This is a genomic window from Halalkalicoccus sp. NIPERK01 (assembly GCF_030287405.1).
Classification (GTDB): domain Archaea; phylum Halobacteriota; class Halobacteria; order Halobacteriales; family Halalkalicoccaceae; genus Halalkalicoccus.
This window is the reverse complement of the sequence record NZ_JASVVV010000001.1, coordinates 997,844-1,017,815: the sequence shown is the minus strand read 5'-3', so window position 1 is coordinate 1,017,815 and position 19,972 is coordinate 997,844. Positions and strand designations below refer to the sequence as shown.

23 protein-coding genes are annotated in these 19,972 nt (G+C 67.5%); 14 read left to right on the top strand and 9 right to left on the bottom strand.

Annotated features, from left to right (window positions below; translation table 11 throughout):
• Positions 1-121: 121 nt before the first annotated feature.
• Positions 122-1,489 (top strand): NAD(P)/FAD-dependent oxidoreductase, encoded by a 1,368-nt coding sequence (locus QRT08_RS05490; RefSeq protein WP_286044908.1) that lies wholly within the window; start codon positions 122-124, stop codon positions 1,487-1,489.
• Positions 1,490-1,521: 32 nt separating this feature from the next.
• Here the strand turns inward: QRT08_RS05490 and QRT08_RS05485 are convergent, their stop codons facing one another.
• Positions 1,522-2,769: a DUF7405 family protein gene (locus QRT08_RS05485; protein ID WP_286044907.1), complete on the bottom strand. Its 1,248-nt coding sequence runs from the start codon at positions 2,767-2,769 to the stop codon at positions 1,522-1,524.
• A gap of 474 nt (positions 2,770-3,243) precedes the next feature.
• Here QRT08_RS05485 and QRT08_RS05480 point away from each other — a divergent pair, with 474 nt between their 5' ends.
• From QRT08_RS05480 to QRT08_RS05465, 4 genes are read left to right on the top strand one after another with little or no spacing between them, the layout of a single operon-like run.
• The gene (locus QRT08_RS05480) at positions 3,244-3,408 is read left to right on the top strand and encodes a hypothetical protein (RefSeq protein ID WP_286044906.1); all 165 of its coding nucleotides are present in this window, start codon (positions 3,244-3,246) and stop codon (positions 3,406-3,408) included.
• Positions 3,409-3,450: 42 nt separating this feature from the next.
• The gene (gene hisD / locus QRT08_RS05475; protein WP_286044905.1) at positions 3,451-4,764 is read left to right on the top strand and encodes a histidinol dehydrogenase; all 1,314 of its coding nucleotides are present in this window, start codon (positions 3,451-3,453) and stop codon (positions 4,762-4,764) included.
• A 37-nt stretch (positions 4,765-4,801) separates the two neighbouring features.
• On the top strand, positions 4,802-5,167 hold the full coding sequence (locus tag QRT08_RS05470; protein WP_286044904.1) for an SHOCT domain-containing protein: 366 nt from the start codon (positions 4,802-4,804) through the stop codon (positions 5,165-5,167).
• Positions 5,168-5,214: 47 nt separating this feature from the next.
• Positions 5,215-5,577, top strand: coding sequence for a HesB/IscA family protein (locus tag QRT08_RS05465; protein ID WP_286044903.1), 363 nt, complete (start codon positions 5,215-5,217; stop codon positions 5,575-5,577).
• 305 nt (positions 5,578-5,882) lie between these two features.
• On the opposite strand, the gene QRT08_RS05460 is transcribed toward QRT08_RS05465, so the two are convergent.
• The 7 genes from QRT08_RS05460 to QRT08_RS05430 form a co-directional block, all read right to left on the bottom strand.
• A complete protein-coding gene (locus QRT08_RS05460) occupies positions 5,883-6,083 on the bottom strand; it encodes a dodecin (protein ID WP_286044902.1) in 201 nt (66 codons plus the stop codon).
• Between the two features lie 51 nt (positions 6,084-6,134).
• Positions 6,135-6,803: a helix-turn-helix domain-containing protein gene (locus QRT08_RS05455; RefSeq protein ID WP_286044901.1), complete on the bottom strand. Its 669-nt coding sequence runs from the start codon at positions 6,801-6,803 to the stop codon at positions 6,135-6,137.
• 56 nt (positions 6,804-6,859) lie between these two features.
• A complete protein-coding gene (locus QRT08_RS05450) occupies positions 6,860-7,546 on the bottom strand; it encodes a helix-turn-helix domain-containing protein (protein WP_286044900.1) in 687 nt (228 codons plus the stop codon).
• A 289-nt stretch (positions 7,547-7,835) separates the two neighbouring features.
• Positions 7,836-8,684, bottom strand: coding sequence for a phosphatase PAP2 family protein (locus QRT08_RS05445; protein ID WP_286044899.1), 849 nt, complete (start codon positions 8,682-8,684; stop codon positions 7,836-7,838).
• Between the two features lie 3 nt (positions 8,685-8,687).
• Positions 8,688-10,454, bottom strand: coding sequence for an ABC transporter substrate-binding protein (locus QRT08_RS05440; protein ID WP_286044898.1), 1,767 nt, complete (start codon positions 10,452-10,454; stop codon positions 8,688-8,690).
• A 50-nt stretch (positions 10,455-10,504) separates the two neighbouring features.
• Positions 10,505-10,822: a DUF7116 family protein gene (locus tag QRT08_RS05435; RefSeq protein ID WP_286044897.1), complete on the bottom strand. Its 318-nt coding sequence runs from the start codon at positions 10,820-10,822 to the stop codon at positions 10,505-10,507.
• A gap of 41 nt (positions 10,823-10,863) precedes the next feature.
• Positions 10,864-11,100 carry a DUF5816 domain-containing protein gene (locus tag QRT08_RS05430; protein WP_286044896.1) on the bottom strand — a complete coding sequence of 79 codons (237 nt, stop codon included), beginning with the start codon at positions 11,098-11,100 and terminating at the stop codon, positions 10,864-10,866.
• 177 nt (positions 11,101-11,277) lie between these two features.
• Here QRT08_RS05430 and QRT08_RS05425 point away from each other — a divergent pair, with 177 nt between their 5' ends.
• Entirely contained in the window at positions 11,278-12,339 is a 1,062-nt protein-coding gene (locus QRT08_RS05425; protein ID WP_286044895.1) for a polysaccharide deacetylase family protein, read from the top strand.
• A gap of 190 nt (positions 12,340-12,529) precedes the next feature.
• On the top strand, positions 12,530-12,931 hold the full coding sequence (locus QRT08_RS05420; RefSeq protein WP_286044894.1) for a universal stress protein: 402 nt from the start codon (positions 12,530-12,532) through the stop codon (positions 12,929-12,931).
• Here QRT08_RS05420 and QRT08_RS05415 read toward each other — a convergent pair.
• A complete protein-coding gene (locus tag QRT08_RS05415) occupies positions 12,915-13,865 on the bottom strand; it encodes a mechanosensitive ion channel family protein (protein ID WP_286044893.1) in 951 nt (316 codons plus the stop codon). The genes QRT08_RS05420 and QRT08_RS05415 overlap by 17 nt on opposite strands.
• Before the next feature lie 114 nt (positions 13,866-13,979).
• Here QRT08_RS05415 and QRT08_RS05410 point away from each other — a divergent pair, with 114 nt between their 5' ends.
• The 7 genes from QRT08_RS05410 to QRT08_RS05380 all read left to right on the top strand — a co-directional run bounded on the left by QRT08_RS05410 (position 13,980) and on the right by QRT08_RS05380 (position 19,942).
• Entirely contained in the window at positions 13,980-14,723 is a 744-nt protein-coding gene (locus tag QRT08_RS05410) for a proteasome assembly chaperone family protein (RefSeq protein ID WP_286044892.1), read from the top strand.
• Between the two features lie 67 nt (positions 14,724-14,790).
• The gene (trmB, locus tag QRT08_RS05405; protein ID WP_286044891.1) at positions 14,791-15,843 is read left to right on the top strand and encodes an HTH-type sugar sensing transcriptional regulator TrmB; all 1,053 of its coding nucleotides are present in this window, start codon (positions 14,791-14,793) and stop codon (positions 15,841-15,843) included.
• 74 nt (positions 15,844-15,917) lie between these two features.
• On the top strand, positions 15,918-16,115 hold the full coding sequence (gene sp36, locus QRT08_RS05400; protein WP_286044890.1) for a Sp36 family protein: 198 nt from the start codon (positions 15,918-15,920) through the stop codon (positions 16,113-16,115).
• On the top strand, positions 16,112-17,206 hold the full coding sequence (locus tag QRT08_RS05395) for a DUF7972 family membrane protein (RefSeq protein ID WP_286044889.1): 1,095 nt from the start codon (positions 16,112-16,114) through the stop codon (positions 17,204-17,206). Before sp36 ends, QRT08_RS05395 begins: the two co-directional genes overlap by 4 nt.
• A gap of 69 nt (positions 17,207-17,275) precedes the next feature.
• Complete coding sequence (locus QRT08_RS05390) at positions 17,276-18,253, top strand: aldo/keto reductase (protein WP_369684818.1); 978 nt, start codon at positions 17,276-17,278, stop codon at positions 18,251-18,253.
• 42 nt (positions 18,254-18,295) lie between these two features.
• Entirely contained in the window at positions 18,296-19,369 is a 1,074-nt protein-coding gene (locus QRT08_RS05385; protein ID WP_286044887.1) for a TrmB family transcriptional regulator, read from the top strand.
• 39 nt (positions 19,370-19,408) lie between these two features.
• On the top strand, positions 19,409-19,942 hold the full coding sequence (locus tag QRT08_RS05380) for a PH domain-containing protein (RefSeq protein ID WP_286044886.1): 534 nt from the start codon (positions 19,409-19,411) through the stop codon (positions 19,940-19,942).
• Positions 19,943-19,972 lie beyond the last annotated feature (30 nt).

The following is a 19,972-nucleotide window of genomic DNA, read 5'->3' as shown; positions in this document are numbered from 1 at the left end:
GGCTCACGAGGGAGGTCGTAACCAGTCACCGGTGATCGCTCGTTCGGCCCAACGGTCACCGGTACGGGACTACAACCGACCTCATCAGGGGTTTTAAGAGTCACGCGTCTGCTTCTCGGGTATGGAGCGCGTTGACGTTGCGATAGTCGGCGGCGGCCCCGGCGGGATGGCGGCCGCCGAGCAGGCCGCCGAGCGCGAGGCGAGGACCGTCGTCGTCGAGAAGGGCGTCCCGCGTGCGGACCGCGCAGATCTCGGCCCGGACTCGACGGACGCCGCCGGGATGCTGGACTACTGGGTCGACCTCATGGGGATCCCCTTCGAGGAGATCCCCGACGAGATCGTCCTCAGGGAACTGGAGGGAACGGAGTTCGTCGGGCCCACCGAGCGGTGTGCGATGTACTCGACGGGGATCGACGCCTCGTACCCGAAGTTCGGCTTCACGTTCGACCGGCCTCGGATGGACGACTGGCTCCGCGAGCGAGCGGAGGAGGCGGGCGCGGAGTATCGCGTGGGTACGGCGGTAAAGGGCGTCGAGAGCGACCTGTCGTCGGGCCACGTCCACCGCCTGACGCTCGGCGACGGAAGCGAGATCGAGGCCGACCACCTCGTGCTCGCGGACGGCCCCCAGCGAAACGTCACCATCCCGACCCTCGATCAGTTCGTCCCGGAGGGCTCGATCGGCGACCTGCTGGGCACCCACGCCAACCACATCGCCTACCAGGAACACCGCCGGTTTCCCGAGGAGGTCTTCGAGGACGACATGCTCAAGTTCTGGTGGGGGCACATCCCCGGTCGAACCGCCTATCCGTGGGTCTTCCCCAACGACGGCACGGTCGCCCGCGTCGGCCTGACGATGCCGATCGGGCTGAACATCGAGGACGTCGAGAACCCGCGGGAGTACCCCCTGATCCAGCCCGAGGACGAGCGCCTCCCCTCGGGCGCGGTCTACCTCCGACGGCTGCTCGAACGCGAGTACGGCGACCGCTACGACGTCGAGGAGGACTTCCCGCTGGTCGCCGAGCGGGGAAAGCGCGGCGGCACGGAGGCCTACCCGATCTCCTCGACCCGACCGATCGACTCGCCCACGAAGGCGGGGATCGCCGTCGTCGGCGGGGCGATGGGAACCACCTCGGCGTTCCACGAAGGGGGCTACCACGTCGCCGTCCGCTCGGGGAGGCTCGCGGGCCGACTCGCCGCCATCGGCGATCTGGAGAGCTACAACGACACCTGGAAGGGGCGGATCGGTGAGGAGATCCGGCGCAACGTCTCGATGGCCGAACTGGTCAAGGAGTACACGCCCGCCGACTGGGACCGGACGTTCAGGATCGCGGATCGGATGCTCGCGGGCAGCGGCGGGTACGACATGTTCCGCCGGAAGTTCGGTGCCGGCCTCGGCGCGACCAGGCTCCTTCTGGCGTACCGAAAGGCCCGATTCGGCTTCCGCGGCGATCGGTACGTCCAGTTCCGCGAGTCGGAGTACGCGCTGTAGCGTAGCGCGTCGGCGGCCCACGAGGCCCGGGACTACGGCTCCGGGAACGCCCGGAGATCGTGCGGCGGGAGGAGGTAGTTGCCCCGACGGCGCACGGTGAGGTACTGGAGGATCCCGTTGTTGGTGATCGAGCCGATTCCGGTCTCCTCGGCGAGATCCGTGCCGGTCATCGCCTCGCGCACCCGGACGAACTCGTCGATCTCGCGCTGGAGCGAGAGGAAGTGCAGGCCGGGGCGGTCGTCGTCGGTGGTGTTGAAATCACGGCGAAGGAGGAGCGGTTCGCCGTCCTCGCGGGCGCGTGCGGCCTTCTGGGCGTGGCCGACGACGCCGTAGCGACGGGCGTCCTCGGTCGTGTTCGCGATCCGCTCGGCCGTGAGCGCGTTCGACTCGTCGAGCTTCTCGCCGTACTCGCCCACCAGTCCCTCCTCGGCGTGTTGGTGGCTGAAGAGCTTCGCCACCCGCTGGAACTGCGAGTCCTGTTCGTACCACTGCCGGAGGTCGATCGACAGCGTCTCGACGTGCTGTGTGGTGCCCCCGGCGAACGGCCCCTCCTCGATCGTCACGCGGTCCTCGCTCGCCTGGCTCTCCTCGAACCCGGAGCGAAACCCCATGAAGAAGGGGGCCTCCTCGTGGATCGGCTCGGAGTCGGGAACGCCCGGCGTGTCCTGGTGCTCGGCTGGCAGTCCGGGGCCGACGAAGCCGGTGAGCCGTTCTCGGGAGTCGATCAGGTCCTCGATCGACTCCTCGACCCCAACGCCGTTCACCTCCTCGACCTCGCCCACCAGCGCCTCCTCGGCGGCGAGCACCGCCTGCGGGTGGTCGCTCGCCAGGTGGACCTGAAGATCGCCGTCCTCGAACTCCGGGTCCTCGAACTCGGTCAGCGCCGTGGGTTCGGGCAGGCCGTTCCATCCCACTCGCTCGAAGTACGCGGGGGTGTAGCCGACGGTGAACAACAGCCCCTCGTGGCTCCACTCGTAGGCGCGTTCGAGCGTTTCGAGCGCGCGCCCGAAACGCTCGCGGTCCTCCTCGGTCGGGTCGCGGGCGAGGGTGAGCGACAGCAGGACGTGGTGGCGGGCGGGGACGATGTTCTCGTTATCGTCGCCCGAGAGGACGGCGTTCCACGCGTGCTGGCGGGCGGGGACGGCGGCGGGATCGCCCGCCGGGATCTCGACCGCCGACTCCTCGTCGAGACAGGCCGCGAGCGCGCTCGTCCCGCCGGCGGCGACCAGCGCCTTCAGGTACTCGCGACGCGAGAGCGCGCCTCTGTCGGGGAGGGTCATCGGGACCGGATCTAGGGAGCGGACGAGCAAGTACCTGTCCTCGTTCGACGGTCCCGCCGCGGAGCCACAGGGCTTAATCGCCCGCCGCCCCTAGAGCCGGTGCGCACCACAAGTCCCCGCCGGAGTTCTCCCACTCGGGAGCGATGATCGTGCGGCGAACCCAGGTGTGCGATATTCCGGTCCGTCCGTGACCGAACGCGGAACGACTGCGAACGGACTCGCCGGCATCCACCGGCTCGTTTCGTGGTTTCGAGGAAACCACGCTTTGCCTCGGCGGTTTCCACCGCCTCGGCATCCGGTTGCGCTCTGCGCAACCCGCCCGGCACGAGGGTTTCCCGGTCGACGCGGCACGCCGCCTCGGGATGAGACCGGTCGTTAGTGTTCCGGGCGACATCTCACACGCCACCAGTTCGGCGTGGGTCCCACACCGGATCGCTGATAGGGTTTCGACACCTATCGGTACACGACACGATCATGGCCGATCAACTCACGACGCTGGTACGCGACCTGCGTGGGATCGCAGAGGAGTTCCTCTACGACGACGGGATGCTCGGGACGGTGCTCGCGTTCGTGCTGGTGTTCGGCGGGTCGGCCGCGGCCGTCCTCCTGATCGTGCTCGTCGCCGGCCTGCTGGCGTAACGCGATGGAAACGACTTTTCGGGACAGGGTTCAACTGCGGGTATGAACGTCCAGTCCATCGCCGACCTCGGCCCCGAGCGTCGCCGCGCGCTGTTCGAGCGCGACGCCGGCATCGAGGCGATTCGAGGCGACGTCCGCGGGATCGTAGAGCGCGTCCGCGAGGAGGGCGACGTCGCGGTCAGGGAGTTCTGCCGTGAGTTCGACGACGTTGACGTGGGCAACCTCGACGTGACCGACGCCACGGAGCGCGCCTACGAGGCGATCGACGACGAAACCAGAGAGGCGATCGAGACCGCCGCCGAGAACGTCCGTGAGTTCCACGAGCGCCAACTCCCGGCCGACTGGCGCGAGGAGTTCGACGACGGGCGCGAACTCGGCCGGCGGTTCCGACCCATCGAGCGCGTCGGCGTCTACGTCCCCGGCGGCGCGGCGGCCTATCCCTCCAGCGCGCTGATGGGGGTGATCCCCGCGACCGTCGCGGGCGTCGAGACCGTCTGCGTGGCGACCCCGCCCGCGAAGGAGATCAACCCCGTGACGCTGGCGGCGATCCACGCCGCGGGCGCGGACGAGGTCTACAGCGTCGGCGGCGCACAGGCGATCGGGGCGCTCGCCTACGGCACCGAGTCGGTCACCCGCGTCCAGAAGGTCGTCGGGCCCGGAAACCGCTGGGTCACGGCCGCCAAAGCCGAGGTCAAGGGGGACTGCGAGATCGACTTTTTGGCAGGACCCAGCGAGGTCCTCGTGATCGCCGACGCGACGGCCGACCCCGAGTTCGTCGCCGCGGACCTGCTCGCGCAGGCCGAACACGACGAGAACGCCTCGGTGGTCGCGGTCGCGACCGACCGCGAGGTCGCCGAGGCGGTCGCGGAGGCCACCGACCGACAGGCCGCCGCCCGCGAGCGCGAGGGGACGATCCGCGGGGCGCTCGACAACGACGCGAGCGGCGTCTTTCTCGCCCGGTCGATGAGCGAGGCGATCTCCTTCGCCGAGGCGTACGCCGCAGAACACCTCTCGATCCAGGCCGACGAGGACGAGTCGATCCTCGAACGGATCGACAACGCGGGAAGCGTCTTTCTGGGACCCTACACGCCCGTCGCCGCGGGCGACTACGCCAGCGGCACGAACCACGTCCTCCCCACCAACGGACTGGCGAAGGTCACGGGCGGCCTGTCGGTCGAACACTTCCTCCGGGCGAGCACGGTCCAGCGCCTCTCGCCCGATGGGCTCGACTCGCTTTCGGACACCATCGACACGCTCGCGCGCGCGGAGGGTCTCGAAGGCCACGCCGAGAGCGTCGCCGTCAGGGTGCGCGAGCGCGACGAACGCGAGGTCGACCGGGACCGACTCCGGGAGTAGACGACGTTTTTTTACAGCTAGTCGGCTACGCGATAACATGGACTCCGAGGACAGGGAAACGTTGCTGATCGTCTTCGCGATCCTCCTGCTGGTGATCGTTCTCCCCCTGTCGATCCTCGAAGCGCCGTGGCTGCTCGCGCTGGCGATGCTCCTCGGGGCGTGGTACTGGTGGCAGACCGGGGGGAACCCGGTATCCGCGACCCTCGATACGGTCCGACGCGAGCGGGAAACCGAGTCACGAGCGGTCCCCGAACCCGGCGGTGACGACCCGCTCTCGGCCCTCCGGAAACGATACGCCCGCGGCGAGATCGGCGACGAGGAGTTCGACCATCGGCTCGAGCGCCTGCTCGAAACCGAGCCCGAGGAACTGGACCGCGAGCGCGAACGCCTGTTCGATCGGTAGTGTGAGTGGGCGTCACAGTTAACCGCCTCGGCGATAGACCATAGGACATGAGCACCGAGACCGCCGCCGGCGCGGACCCGGAGATCCAGGTCTCCCCGACGGCCGCAGAGCAGGCACTCGATCTGCTGGAGGGCGAGGGATTGGACACCGGAATCGCGGGCCTGCGCCTGTTCGTCCAGCAAGGTGGCTGTGCCGGCCTCTCGTACGGGATGCGCTTCGACGACGAACCCGAGGAGGACGACACCGTCTACGAACACCACGGCCTGCGCGTGTTCGTCGACCCCGCGAGCATGCGCTACATCGAGGGGAGCGTCCTCGATTACGAGTCCGGCCTCCAGGGTGCGGGCTTCCACGTCGAGAACCCGAACGTCGTCAGCGAATGTGGCTGCGGGGAGTCCTTCCGCACCTGAAAGCCCTCAGCGCTCGCTGGCGCTCGCGCTTCGCCCTTTTCATGCCCAAGAAAAGACCGCTTCGCGGTCTTTTCGGGCTGAGCGATGGCGGAGCCATCGCGAGGTCCGCGAGAACTGCGTTCCCGCGAGATCTAGAAAATCGAAGATTTTCTATGACCGCCAGGTACCGCCGAGTCGCGGCGCGTGATCACGCGCCACTTCCGGGGACGCCAGCCTTTCCCCGTTCGCTTCGCGGCAAAGCCGCGAAGCGAGGCCACCGCACCGCCCCTCTCATTTCATCGCGAAAACGGGTTCCGGAAACCGGTTCAGTCCTCGACTTCGAAGGCGACCTCGAGGGTCGCCTGGTACTCGGGTTCGTCCACGTTCTTGAGTTCGACGCCGAACTCCTCGACCTCCGCCCAGTAGACGTTCTCGAGGGTGTTCTGGGCGCGCGCGATCGCGTCGTCGGCCGCGGCGTCGAAGCTCTCGGTGCTCGTCCCGATCAGCGTGACCTTCTTGAAGACCATGTGCACTCCCCTGTTCCCGCGGAATCCACTTAACTCTCGGGCCGCCTCCCGCTAGGTGTCGTCCTCGTGGGTCAGGTTGACCGTGAGGCCGTTCTCGACCAGCGTCCGGTGGCCCCGCCGGAGCCGGTTCGAGAGCGCCTGCTGGGAGACCCCGAGTTCGTCGGCCAGTTCCTTCATCGAGAGGGAACGCGGGATCTCGTAGTAGCCGGCGGATAGCGCCGTAACCAGGGTGTCGTGCTGGAGGTCCGTCAGCCCCGGTTGTCCCTCCATCCGTGGCTGTGTCGGCCTGTAGAGGCGGTGGAGGTCGGCGCTCCGGTCGCTCTTTTCGAGGTGGTCCCAGAAGGCCGAGGAGTCCCCTTCGGTGTCGAAGCGCAACTGGAGTTCCCAGCGACCGTCCCTTCCCGACGCGTCGAGGAGCGTCGCGCCCGTCTGCGTGTAGGCGTACGCCACCGTTTCGACGTCCTCGACCCACTCGGCGCGGTACAGCGCCGCGCCGTCGCGCTGATCGAGTCTGGTGAGGTCCTCGACCGATGGGTCCTCGCGGGCCGCCCGCTCGAAGTCCTCCTGGTCGCCCCCCGACGCCCAGAAGTACGGGACGATCCAGTCGTCGGCGTGAGCGACGACGCGTTCGACCTCGACGGTCGTCTCGGGGACGATACAGAGCGTCTCGTACAGCGTGAACTCCTCGGCGGGAACGGTGAACTCGACGATGATGCTCATTACCACACCGTGCTCACCGTGCCATATAAGACCTGAGTCGCCTCCGGGATCGATCTTCAGCGGTGCGGTCGATCCGTCTCGAGATCGGTGGGCCCGTTCATAGGATGGCCGTTGAGGGCGGTCGTGACGAGCTGTTTGTGCGCCCGTCGGAGCCGTTCGGAGAGCGCTTGGTGCGAGACGTCCATCTCCTCCGCGAGGTCCGAGAGGGTCGTTTCGCGGGGGATGTCGTAGTACCCCGTCGCGAGGGCCGTTTCGAGCGTCCGTCGCTGGTTCTCCGTCAGCGGTCGATCGGCGGTCGCCTCGTCCAACTCGTGGATCGAGTCGACGGTGATCGGGAGTCCGCGCTCGGTGATGGCCTCGTACATCCGCGAGAGCCGTTCCCGGGTCGGAAAGAGGAGTTCGACGGCCCACTGTCCGTCCGTGAGGCTCGCGTATCGGAGATGACCGCCGAACCGTTCCAGCGCGCAGAACGTCACGTCCGCCGGGTCGGTCCACGCCAGTTCGTAGAGCCGACGACCCTCCGCCTCGCCGACGACCGCGTGGCTGGCGACCGTCGGATCGGCGGAGAGCGCCCCGTCGACGGCCCCGTAGTCGTCGGTCTGGATCCAGATCAGCGGACGTTTCGATTCGTCGGCGGCGCTCGCGAACTTCTCGACCTCCATCCGGACTCCGGGGACTGCAGCGATCGTCCCTCCCAGCGTCGCCTCCGTTGCCGGAAACCGAAGCTGAATGATCGCAGCCATACGGCGTCAGCCCCGCTGTCGGCGTGACGATCCCACCGCCGCCGTCGTCTCCGTTCGTCCCCTGCTCGGTACCCCATCGGCTTCGCCCTGTGGTAGCCGGTGCTGAAACACAGTGTAACGAAATCCCCTGCCGTTGATCCGAATATGGGTTGTCATAACAATCCATTTATTGCGATCCTCCATCCGATGCTCGTCGGCGACGGCAGTGGATCCCGGCGTTCTCCGTCGTATCAGCGAGGCGTCCGGGATACGGAGCGGGAGGCGTGAGCTTCGACGCAGGCCTCGCACCTCACAGGCGCGAACGAAGCGCGCCGGTGATCCGGGGGGCCGCATCCGTCACGGTCTCGCGCCAGCGATCCGCGCTCTTGACCCCGATCCAGACGCTGACGGCCGCCAGGACCGTCCCCGCGACGACGTCGGTCGCCCAGTGGATCCCGAGATACATCGTCGAGATCACGACGCTCGTCGCCAGCACCGCCGCGATGGCGAGCCATCGCGGGTAGGCCTCGCGGGTGCGCCACGCGAAGAGCAACACCGTCACCGAGAGCGAGGTGTGAAGCGAGGGAAACACGTTCGTGTTGGTGTTGATGGCGCTCGTGAGCAGGCGCGAGGAGGGGTAGACGTTGTACATGAGCTGCTCGGCGATGTCGAGGTTTCGCGGGCCGTAGGCGACGAACAACAGGTAACAGACGAGCCCGAGCGCGTAGTTGGCGGTGTAGGCGATCGTGAGCTCTTGTAGGGTTCGCTGTTCGGGAAGCGCGAGGTACGCGAGCAGCGGGAAGACGAGCAGGAAGGCGTAGCCGTAGACGTAGACGGCCGAGAAGTACAGGGTCAGCTCGGTCGTCTGGAACGTCTGGATCCACGCGACGAACGTCCCTTCGAGCCGGAAGATCTGGTCGGTGATCTCGAAGCCGATCAGCCACGACAGCCGCTGGGCGGTCCGGCGGGTGAGGCTGTTGAGCACCAGCACGACCACCAGCAGCCCGATCGCGGGGGCCGCTCGTCGGATTCGGGGTTTCAGGTCGGCCCGGAGTTCGCGGAGCGGTCCGCGGCCGATACAGAGGACCGACCCGATCACGAGCAGGACGCTCACGACCACGACGATGGACAGCAGTACCGTTATCAGTCCTGTCAGCATTCCTCAGCGCACGACCAGTTCTCCGCTCTCGTTGTATATATACCCTGCCTCACGGAAGAGGTCGTGTGCGACCTCGGGATCGACGGTTCCGGTACCGCTCTCCCCTGCGAACCCCGACCCGTGGCCCGTGTACCACTCGTCGCTCGGCCCGCCGACCGTGATGGGGCTGAACGCCGGAATCGCGTGACCATCGAACACCTCCGTACGCAGGAACTCCCTGTCGAGCAGCCGCGAGAGCGCGCGTCTGAACCGCGGGTTCGACAGCGGCGCGTTGCGCGTGTTGAACCCGACGTGGTAGTACGCGCTTGTCGCCCCGCCGGCGAGTTCGACCTCGCTCGCCCCCTCGGCACGCTCGATCTCCGTCGGCGGCAGCGCCCTCGCACTGGCGTCGAAGTCGCCCGCCTGAACCCCCTCGACGACGTTCGCCTGCGAGGGCGAGTAGACGAAGACCATCCGCTCGTACGGCGGCCCGCCCGCGAAGGCCGGGAGGGAGCCGTCGGAGAGGCCGACGAGGAAGTGGTCCTCGTTGCGGACGAGTTCGAGGCGGGAATCGGGCGTCGCCGCCTCGAACCGGAGCGGCCCCGAGCCGACGGGGTCCATGTTGTTCACGACGAGCGCCTCGGTGACGTTGTCGAGGTCGAAGCCCGCGATCGAGGTGAGCGTGGTCCGCTCCTCCCAGACGTGCATCGGCAGGATCGGGACGGTGAGCGCGTGCAGGCCGATCTCGGGGTCGGCGTCGAGCGCGAACTCGACCGTCCGCTCGCCGGTGACCTCGACCCCCCCGACCAGCGTACTCTGTGCGCGGAAACAGGGGGCCGGAACGGTGGGGTTCTCTTCGGTGTAGGTGGTGTCCTCGAGCAGGCGGTAGGTGAAGGCGACGTCGGCGGCGGTCAGGGCCTCCCCGTCGTGCCACGTGAGGCCCTCGCGGAGGCTGACGCGCAGGCGGTCGTCGAGCCACGACCAGTCGCTCGCGAGCCACGGCTCGATCTCCCCCTCGACGTACCGACCCAGCGGGTCGTAGAGCAGCCCGGTGACGATCCAGCGGTCGCGGTACTCGACGGCCAGCGGGTTCAGGTTGTGCGTGATCCGTCTGTCGGTGATCCCGAGACGCAGCGTGTCGGGCGCGCGTCCCCCGTTTTCGGCCGCGTTTCGCCCCTGCAGCCCGAGATACCCCAGGGGTGACTCGAGCGACCGGTAGTCCCACCCCGCGTAGCGGTCGGTTCGGACCGCCCGTAGCTCCTCGGGGTAGGCGACGACCGACAGCGGGGCCTCCTCGCGGGCGGCCTCTACGAGCGCCGAGAGCGCCGCGCTTCTGGTGCCGTCGCTCGCCCCGCGTTGGGTTTCGAGCGGCTCGTCCACGCCGGGAACGTTCACGTAGCCGAAGGGGTTCTGCCAGCCGGGTTCCTCGCTGAAGCGCGAGTGAAGCAGTCCGTAGAGGTGGTCGGGGTCGACGTAACCGGGGTACTGGCCGACGTAGACGGCGAAGTCCTGATTGAGCAGGACGTTCCGCCAGAGCTTCTCGGCCGTCACCGGCTGGAGGCCGACGTCGATCCCGGCGGCCGCGAAGGTCTCCGCGAGGTGGCGGGCGATCCGCACGGGGACGGGGTCCTCGTCGGCGGGGACGGTCGCGATCGACAGCGAGACCTGCTCGGGCGTGTCGCGGTCGACCGAGGCCTGAAACCGACTCAGACAGCCGGCGTTCGCGGCGAACGCGCCGGCCACGCCCGACAGGAGCGCACGGCGTCGGATCGGTCCCCTCGGTACGGTCACAGTATGGGCGATACGAGGTCCGAGAGTATCAACGTTCGGTCATAGACCTGCTACGCGCGCATCGACGGCGCGTGAACCACGTCGTAGTCCGCGCCGTCGTCCACCGAGATGACGGCCCACTCGTAGTCGGGTTTGAGTTCCGAGAGCCGACGGACGAGCGATTCGGCCGTCTCCCGATACGTGACGAAACACCGAAGCGAACCCGAGTCGGGGATCGACTCCTCGTTTTCGTCCGCGGTTGCGGTTACGTGAACGACCTTCCACTCGCGCTCGGCGCGGAACTCGGTGCCGTCTCCCGACAGCGTGTAGCCGAGTTCGTTGAAGATCGACCGGGCCTGCTCGACGGGTGGTATGCTAACAGGTCCCATCCGATAGCTACTACGCCGACCACGCTGATAAAGGTTCACCCTCACTCGTGGGCCGCGTCCCACTCGGTCGGCTTGCGCTGGTTGGGACAGTCGTTACAGACGATCCGGCCCATGGTGTCCATCGCCGTGTTCGGGCTCCCGCAGTTCCCGCAGAGATACCCCCACCGCTCGCGGCGGTCCGTCGTCCGATAGACGACGTAGAACGGCCCGTCGGAGCCACGCTCGGCCTCGTCGCGCGCGACGTACAGCGTCTCCCCCTCGGTCGACAGTCGCTCCATACCCCTCCTTCCAGCGGCCGACGGCTTGAGGGTTACCCTAAACGATTCGAGAGCGCTCCTACCAAATTATTTCAAATTATATTATAATATACTGATAGATAGAAACCCGGCATTTATTTGACTGGTTTTATGAATTAATCAGTTGACAATAACGTCGATCCATCGAGGATATCGGGCATGGAAAAGCCCTCGCCCTCCAGGCGGACGTTCCTCGGACTGAGCGCGGCGTCCCTCGCCGGGCTCTCGGGCTGTCTCGGCAGCCTCCGGACCGAGACGGACGGGACGTCCGACGGAAACACGAGCGATACCGATCCCGACGGGAACGAAACGGATAGCGATGACGACCGCGAGGAACCCCTCGATCCGCCCGAAGGCGGGGCGGTGGTGTTCGTCTACGACGACGGCCCCCTCGAAGACTACACCCAGGCGTTCCCCGCCCACCGGGCGTTCGACGCCCCCGCGACGGTCGGCGTCGTCAGCGACTGGCTCGGGCGTGAGGATTACCAACAGAACGGGTGTATGGACGTCGCGCACCTCGAGGAGTTGGTCGAGGCGGGCTGGGAGGTCGCCTCGCACACCACCGAGCACACGACACTGGGCACGTTCGAACTCACTGAGGACGCCCGCCCCGGCGACGAGCGCATCTACCCCGAAGAGATTCGCCACGGCTATCATCGGGGGAAAACCATCGAATTCGTCACCGGAGAGCGGGTCTTCGAGCGCGCTGTGAGCGACTACGGCAGCGACGGCACCGGTCGATACATCGCGGTCGACGAACCCATCGACGAGACGTGTGTCGCGGGCGAGACGAGAGTTAGGTATCCGGCCGAGCAGATGCACGCCGCGCTTGGCGACTCGAAGCGCGCGCTCGAACGCGCGGGCTTTGCGGTCGACACCCTGTTGGCGCCGTACGACAACTTCGACGACTACTCCCGCGAGTTCGTCGCCGAGTACTACTCGGGGGTGGCGAATGCGCGCCACGGCTCGCGCATCAATGATCCCGAGGGGTTCGATCCCTACTACACGCGTCGGGACTACTTCATCGAGTTCACCTCGCGCGAGTCGGTGCGCCGGGACCTCGACGAGGTCGCCGAGCGGGGAGCGCTCGGGGTGATCGGCGCGCACACGTTCAAGGAGGAGGTGACGGAAGAGCGGATTCGCGAGACGCTGTCGTGGGTCACGGAGCGGGGGATCAGCGTTCTGACGCTGCGCGACGCCATCGCGCGATACGCTCACTGACGCCCGCCCAACGCGGACGATCGATCGCTTCGACGGCTCTCCTACCGGTTCGACCAGCGATGTGGGCGTCGAAGCTCGGACGCCGTCACGACGGCTACGCCCGCGAGAGGGGGATCGGCCCGGCGATAGACGGGTGGGGACGCCGTATCGAAGGGAAAGGTTGACGCCAGTCGGCGGGCGAGAATCGGGTGTGACCCGCGTCGTCGTTCCCGTCCGGTACCCGCTCTCGGCCCGCTCGAAACGGACCGTCGAGCGCGCGCTCGACGTCGCAGAAGACGACGACGCCGACTTGACCGTGTTACACGTCAACCTCTATCAGAACGGTCATCCGATCACGCGTGCGGAGTTGAAGCGCGCGGTCGAGACCGAGTTCGGTCGGTTGCCGACCGTGCGGTACGTGGTCCGGTCGGGCTTCCTGGTCGAGGAGACGATACTCGACGAGATCGCGGCCGAGGACGCCGACATCGTCGTCATCGGCAACAGACAGGCCTCGCGCTGGAAGCGCCTGATCAACCGGCTGGTACGCGATCCCGACATCGAGAGCTTCCTCAGGAACCACCTCGACTGCACCGTGATCACGGTCGGCGGCTGACGTCCGGATCGGGCCGGACCCGATCTTCGGCGCGCTCCATCGCCACGCGGGCCTCGCCGCTGGTCTCGTCGAAGACGACGTGGGTGTGGGGGTAGGGGATCCCGACGTCGGCGTCGTCGAGTTCCTTCCAGATCCGTTCCTGGATCTCCGACTGGACCTTCGAGGCGTAGTAGGGCGTTCGCACCCAGTAGCGAAGCCTGAGTCCGACGCCGTGGTCGGCGTACTCGCGGATCTGACAGGTCGGGCGGGCGGGATACCGCGCGTTGCCGACGCGGATCGTCGGGCCGCCGGCGATGACGCCCTCGGCCTGCCGGGCCGCCCGCACGACCAGCCGGCGCGCCTCCGCGAGGTCGCCCTCGTAGGTGACGGTCATGTCCATCGTCATCCGCGTGCGCTCGTCCTCGGCGGTGTAGTTGATCACGTCCCGTTCCCTGATGGTGGCGTTGGGGATCACGAGCACCGAGTTGTCCTCGGTGAGCACCTTGGTGTAGCGGAGCGTGATGTCCTCGATGAACCCCCGCTGTTGGGCGTCGACGATCTCGATCATGTCGCCGATCTCGTAGGGCTGATCCGCGAGGACGAACAGCCCGCCGACGTAGTTCCCGATGACGGGCGCGAGGATGACGCCGACCACCGCCGAGATCACCGTCACGGAGAGGAATATGTTGCCGACGCCGACGCCGAGGATCCCGGCCGCGATCGCCACCGAGAACAGGATCACGCCGATCTTGATGGTGCGGAGGATCGTCCGCGAGAGGCTCTGGCGCTCGAAGCGCTGGGCGACGGGCCGCCCGAGCATCCGGACGACCACGCCCGAGACGTACCAGCCGACGAAGACCACCGCGAGCGCGAGCAACAGCCGGCCCGTGATCGAGGTGACGAGCCACTGGAGGAAGCTCTCGATCGTCTCGGCGATCGTCTGCCCGATCTGCATCGTCCCTAGTTCCACGAGGACCGCCCAAAGTGTTGTCGTCTCACGCCCTGCGGGGTCCGATCACCGACCCGTATCGGGCGATAGAATAACGACGCTACCGGTCGTACCCCTGTCATGGCTCAGAACCCCGTCGAGGCGTCGTTTCGCGTGACCCACGAGGCCGGCGAAACGGGCGATACCCTGCTCGTCGGACTCTCGCAGTTCGGGCTGGCCGGGCTGACGGCGGTCGACTACCTCACCACGCAGCTCGACCTCGAGGAGACGGGCCACATCACCGCCAAGGCCCTCCCCTCGATCACCCCGTTCGCGGAGGGCCGTCCGCGCCACCACACCCGGCTGTACTCCCGGTCGGATCTCGACATCACCGTCCTCGTGGGAGAACTGTTCGTCCCCGTGCAGGCGGCCGACCCGTTCAGCCGGGCGATTCTCGGGTGGACCGACCGCAACGCGATCGACGAGGTCGCCGTCCTCTCGGGGATCCCGCTGGCCCACGGTCCGGAGGACCACCGCACCTTCTACATCGCCACCGAGGACTACCACCGCGACCGGTTGGAGGGGACCGACGTCGACCCGATGGGGATGGGGTTTCTCGACGGCGTGAACGCGAGCCTCGTCGAGCGCGGGATGGACACCGACCTCGGGGTGGGCGTGTTCGTCACGCCGGTCCACGCCCAGACCCCCGACGCCGAGGCGGCCCTCCGGCTGCTCTCGACGCTGAAGGCGGTCTACGACCTCGACTTCGACACCGGGCCCCTCGAGGCGTTCGCGAGCGAGGTCCAGAATCACTACGCCCAACTCTCCGAGCGCCTCGAAGCCGCCGAGACCCACGAGCGACCCGACGACCGGATGTTCATGTAACTCGGTTTCGAAACGACGTGCTACTCGAATCCGGATATATAATATGCTCGCGGCGGCAAGACGGTCCATGGTCAGCCCCGATCTACGCTCGACGCTCGAAGCCGTCGGCGAGCGGTTCAACCTCGGCGAGTACGAGATCGACGCCTATCTCACCGTTCTCGAACACGGCCAGCTCACCGCGAGCGAGATCGCCGATCGAACGGACATCCCCCAGCCACGCGTCTACGACACCGTCCGGAGCCTCTCCGATCGCGGGCTGGTCGAACTCCGGGAGACTCGCCCGATGCAGATCATCGCGGTCGACCCCGAGGAAGCGTTCGGGCGGGTTCGGGGATCGCTCGACGAGATGGTCGACGAACTGGAAGCGCGCTACACCGCACCCGCCCGCGAGACCGAGGCCGTCTCGCTGGTGAAGTCCCGCTCGACGATCCTACGCCACCTCGGCGAGGTGATCGAGGCCGCCGAGTACGAACTCATCCTCTCGCTGACGCCCGACCTCCTCGACCGCTTCGCCGAGGACCTCCGCGAGGCGCTTTCCTCGGGCGTCAGCATCGAACTGCTCGTCACGCCCGCGAGCGGCGCACCCTCGCCCGAGGAGTTCCCCTACGGGGAGGTCTCGACCGTCGCTCGCGCGCGCCGCGGGATCACGACGCCCGTGCTCGTCGTCGCGGACGGGGAGTACTCGGTGTACGCGACGCAGGACGCGATCCGCGACGACCGCGACCGCTACGGTGTGATCTTCAACCGCTCGGCGCTCGGCTTTCTCGTCTCGGGCTTCTTCGGGACCGTCCTCTGGACCACCGCCGAGACGCTCGCCGAGAACGGCGACGGGCGGCCCTTCCCCCGGAAGTACGCCTCGATTCGCCGGTGCGTGAAGGACGTCCACGAGATCGGCGGCGAGTTCTTCGCCAGCGTCGAGGGCCGCGACGTCGAGACCGGCGAGCCACGCGTCGTCCGCGGGCGGGTCTCGGGCGTCGACTTCGAGGACACCGAGGAGGTCGCGACCATGACCGTCGAGACGGACGACGGCGAGGTCTCGGTCGGCGGGCGGGTCGCCGCCTTCGAGGAGATCGAGGCCCACGAGATCCACGTCGGCCGCGATCAGGTCCCCTCCCCGTAACTCCTGTCGGCGAACCGAACGAACGGAGCGTGCAGACCACGGCTACTTTGGCGTGGAGCGCGGTAGTACGACCGATGAGTCACGACGGCGTCCGCTGGGAGTACGAGACGCTCAGACCGCCGAGGGAAGCGACGAAAAAGGAGGCGACCGACCCGAAGACGCAGCTCAACGAGCTCGGGGCCGAGGGCTGGGAACTCGCCGCCACGGTCGAGTACACCGGCGGCGGCACGAAGTACCTGGTGTTCAAACGGCCCGTCGACCCCTCGACATGAGTTCGGACCGCGATTCGAACCCGGACGAGGGAACGGACGTTCCGACGGACCCGGGGGTCGACACGGCGATCGAGTCCGACGCCGAGGCGGAGATCGGTACCGCCAACACGATGCGCGAGCGCTCGAACGAGAGCCGGATCAAGCTCTGGGCCACCCTCACGGGAAACCGCCTGCTCATCACCGGCCTGCTGGCGCTCGGCTTTTTCGTCGCGTTCGTCGTGATCGGGGAGTGGTTCGTCCCCGACTTCGAGTCGTCGCTCCGCCGCGATAGCATGATCGAGTACATGTTCTCGACGATGATCAGCGCGATCATCACCGGGACGACGCTCGTCGTCACGATCAGCCAGCTCGTGATCTCACAGGAGAACGGCCCGCTGGGCGAGCAACGCGAGCGCATGAGCAACACGATGGACTTCCGGGAGTACACCGAGGAGATGATCGGCTTGCCGAGTCCCGCCGACCCCTCGGCGTTCCTGCGCGAGATCGTCAGCCTGACCGAGCGACAGGCCAAGCTGTTGCGCGCGTCGATCGCCGACAACGAGGACGACCAGCTCCGCGCGGAGGTCGACGAGTACACCGAGAGCGTGATCGGGAACGCGGAGCAGGTCCGGGACGAACTGCGGGGCGCGAGTTTCGGCTCGTTCGGCGTGCTCAACGCCGCGCTCAACTACAACTACGGGATCAAGATCTTCCACATCGAGCGCATCGCGAACGACCACTCCGACAGCCTCACGGAGGAGAACGTGGGACTGCTTGACGACCTGAAGTCGACGCTGTCCATGTTCGGGCCGGCGCGCGAACACGTCAAGACGCTGTACTTCGAGTGGGCGCTGATCGACCTCTCGCAGATGATCCTCTATACCTCCGTTCCCGCCCTGCTCGTCGCCGGTAGCATGCTCGGCTTCTACAGCGGGATCTCGTTCCCGAACACGACCGTCGGGGTGAGCGACTCGATCCTGATCATCGGCGCGGCCTTTACGTTCACGCTGCTGCCGTTCCTCCTGCTCATCTCCTACATCGCGCGCATCGCGACGGTCGCGAAACGGACGCTCGCGATCGGCCCGCTGATCCTCCGCGAGTCGGAACGCTGACGGGACCGGCGCCACCCTTTTGCCCGCCTGCATCGATGCCCAGCCATGGACGGCGAATCCGACGTCGACATGGAGTACACCACGCTCGGCTCGACGGGTCTGGAGGTCTCGCGGCTCTGTCTGGGCTGTATGAACTTCGGGAGCGACCAGCCGTGGATGATCGACGACGAAGCGGAGAGCCGCGAACTCATCGACCGCGCGCTCGATCTGGGAATCAACTTCCTGGACACCGCGAACGTCTACTCCCGCGGCGAGAGCGAGGAGATCGTCGGCCGGGCGATCGAGGGCCGGGACCGCTCGGAGCTCGTGATCGCCACCAAGGTCTACGGGTCCATGGGCGAGGGCCCCAATCAGGGAGGGCTCTCGCGGAAACACGTCATCGACCAGTGCGAGGCGAGTTTGGAGCGACTGGGCACCGACTACATCGACCTGTATCAGATCCACCGCTGGGACGACTCGACGCCGATCGAGGAGACCCTCTCGGCGCTCAGCTATCTCGTCGACGAGGGCCTCGTTCGGTACATCGGCGCCTCGACGATGATGGGCTGGCAGTTCGCGAAGGCGCTCTACGAGAGCGAGCTCAGTAGGTATGAACGGTTCGTCTCGATGCAACCCGAGTACAGCCTCGTCGACCGCCACGAGGAGGAGAACCTCTTGCCCGTCTGCCGGGATCAGGGGGTCGGCGTGATCCCGTGGTCGCCGTTAGGAGGGGGCTTTCTCACCGGCAAGTACGACCGCAGCGAAGAACCCGACGAGGGCAGGGCGGCCACCGACGACCACACTCGCGAGCGCTTCACCGAGGAGAACTGGGCGGTGCTCGACGTCGTCCGCGACCTCGCCGCCGAGAAGGGGGTCACGCCGGCGCAGGTCAGCCTCGCGTGGCTCCTCGAAAAGGAGGTCGTCGACGCGCCGATCATCGGGCCTCGCTCGCTCGACCACCTCGAGGAGAACGCCGCGTCGGTGGCGGTCTCGCTCGCCGACGAGGAGATCGAACGCCTCGAGGAACCCAAGACGCCGGTCTGGTCGCGTGCGACCGGCGACCTGTGAGGCGAACGGTGCGTTTATCGCCCGTGGCGTGGACGGACACGTATGCCGAGCGATGACGAAGACCTCGCGGCGGTCCTCGAGCAGGGAGGGCTCTCGCCGTATCAGGCCGCCGCCTTCGTCGCGCTGTTGGATCTGGGCGCCGCCTCGGCCCGGACGATCGCACAGGCCAGCGGCGTGCCCGACCCCCGGATCTACGACGTGTTGCGCGACCTCGAGGCCGCCGGCTACGTCGAGACCTACGAACAGGATCGCCTCCACGCCCGCGTGAGCGACCTCGACCGGATCACCGACGACCTCTCCGCGCGGGCCGAGCGCTTCGCGTGGGCGAGCGACGCGGTCGAAGAGCGGTACGAACGCCCCCACACCGGTCTCGGGGAGGCGCGGATCGTCGGCCGGTTCGAGACGGTGTTCGACCACGCCCGCGGGGCGATCGAGGGCGCGACCGACCGGGTGCAGGCGTCGCTCACTCCCGAGGAGTTCACGGACCTCGAACCCGCGCTCGCGGCGGCGATCGACCGCGGCGTCGACGTCCGACTCTCGCTCCACGGCGACGAGGACTCGTTGCCCGCGGCAGAGACGCTCGAAGCGGCCTGCACCGAGGCGCGCTACCGCCCGCTTCCCTCGCCCTTCGTCGTGCTCGTCGACCGCTCGGAGCTGTGTTTCGTCCCGCACACCGATTCGATCAACGAGTACGGCGTGATCGTCGACGACCGGACTCACGCCTACGTGTTTCACTGGTTCTTCGCCCTCTGTCTGTGGGACGTCTGGGAGGTCCACTACTCGGGTCGGCCGACCGAACCGCCGATCACGTACGCCGGCCTCCGCGAGTGTCTGCGCGACCTCGAACCCGCCATCGAATCCGGCGGGACGCTGTTCGTCACGGTCGAGGGCCGGCGGACCGACACCGGCGAAGACTGCTCGATCGTCGGCCGGGTCGTCGACTGTACGTACACGACCCAGTCGACGCACGCCGGCGCCGACCCGACGATCGCCGCCTACGCCGGGCAGGCGACGCTGATCGTCGCCACCGACGACGGCGAGGTCCGCGTCGGCGGTTGGGGCGCGATCGTCGAGGAGGTCGAGGCGACCCGGATCACCGTCGAGGCGATCGAGTAGGGCGGAACGCTCTTTGCGGCTCCGTCCTACCTGACAGGTATGGCAGAGTTGCCGGCGCGCTTTGGCGGTGCGGACTGGCTCGACCTGGGGCCCGACGAGGAGGTTCTCTGGGCCGGCCACCCGAGTGTCGTCCCCTACCTCGGTGGGTTCGCGCTCGGGGCCGTGCTGATCGTCGCCGGGGTGGCCGGGGCGATACTGCTCGGGGAGTTCGCGCTCGTCGGGGTCCTCGGGATCGCCGCCGGCCTCGCGGTGGCGGGCTGGACGTACTACCGGCGGATCTCGACGGGCTACGTCATCACGACCGCGGAGGTCTACCACAAGGAGGGGCTGATCGCGCGCGACGTGACCCAGATCCGCTACGAACGGGTCCAGAACACCTCATTCAGTCAGACGGTGCTCGAACGCACGCTCTCCTATGGCGACGTGATCATCACCAGCGCGGGCACCGGCGAGGTCGAGATCACGCTCCACAACGTTCCTAACCCCGAACGGCTCAAACGGCTGTTGAGCGAGCAGCTAGACGACGTCTACGCCTCGTCGGGGGCCGCCGGCCCCGCCCGGTCGGAGCTGTAGCCCGTCGACGGAACGCTGATACCGTCCCCG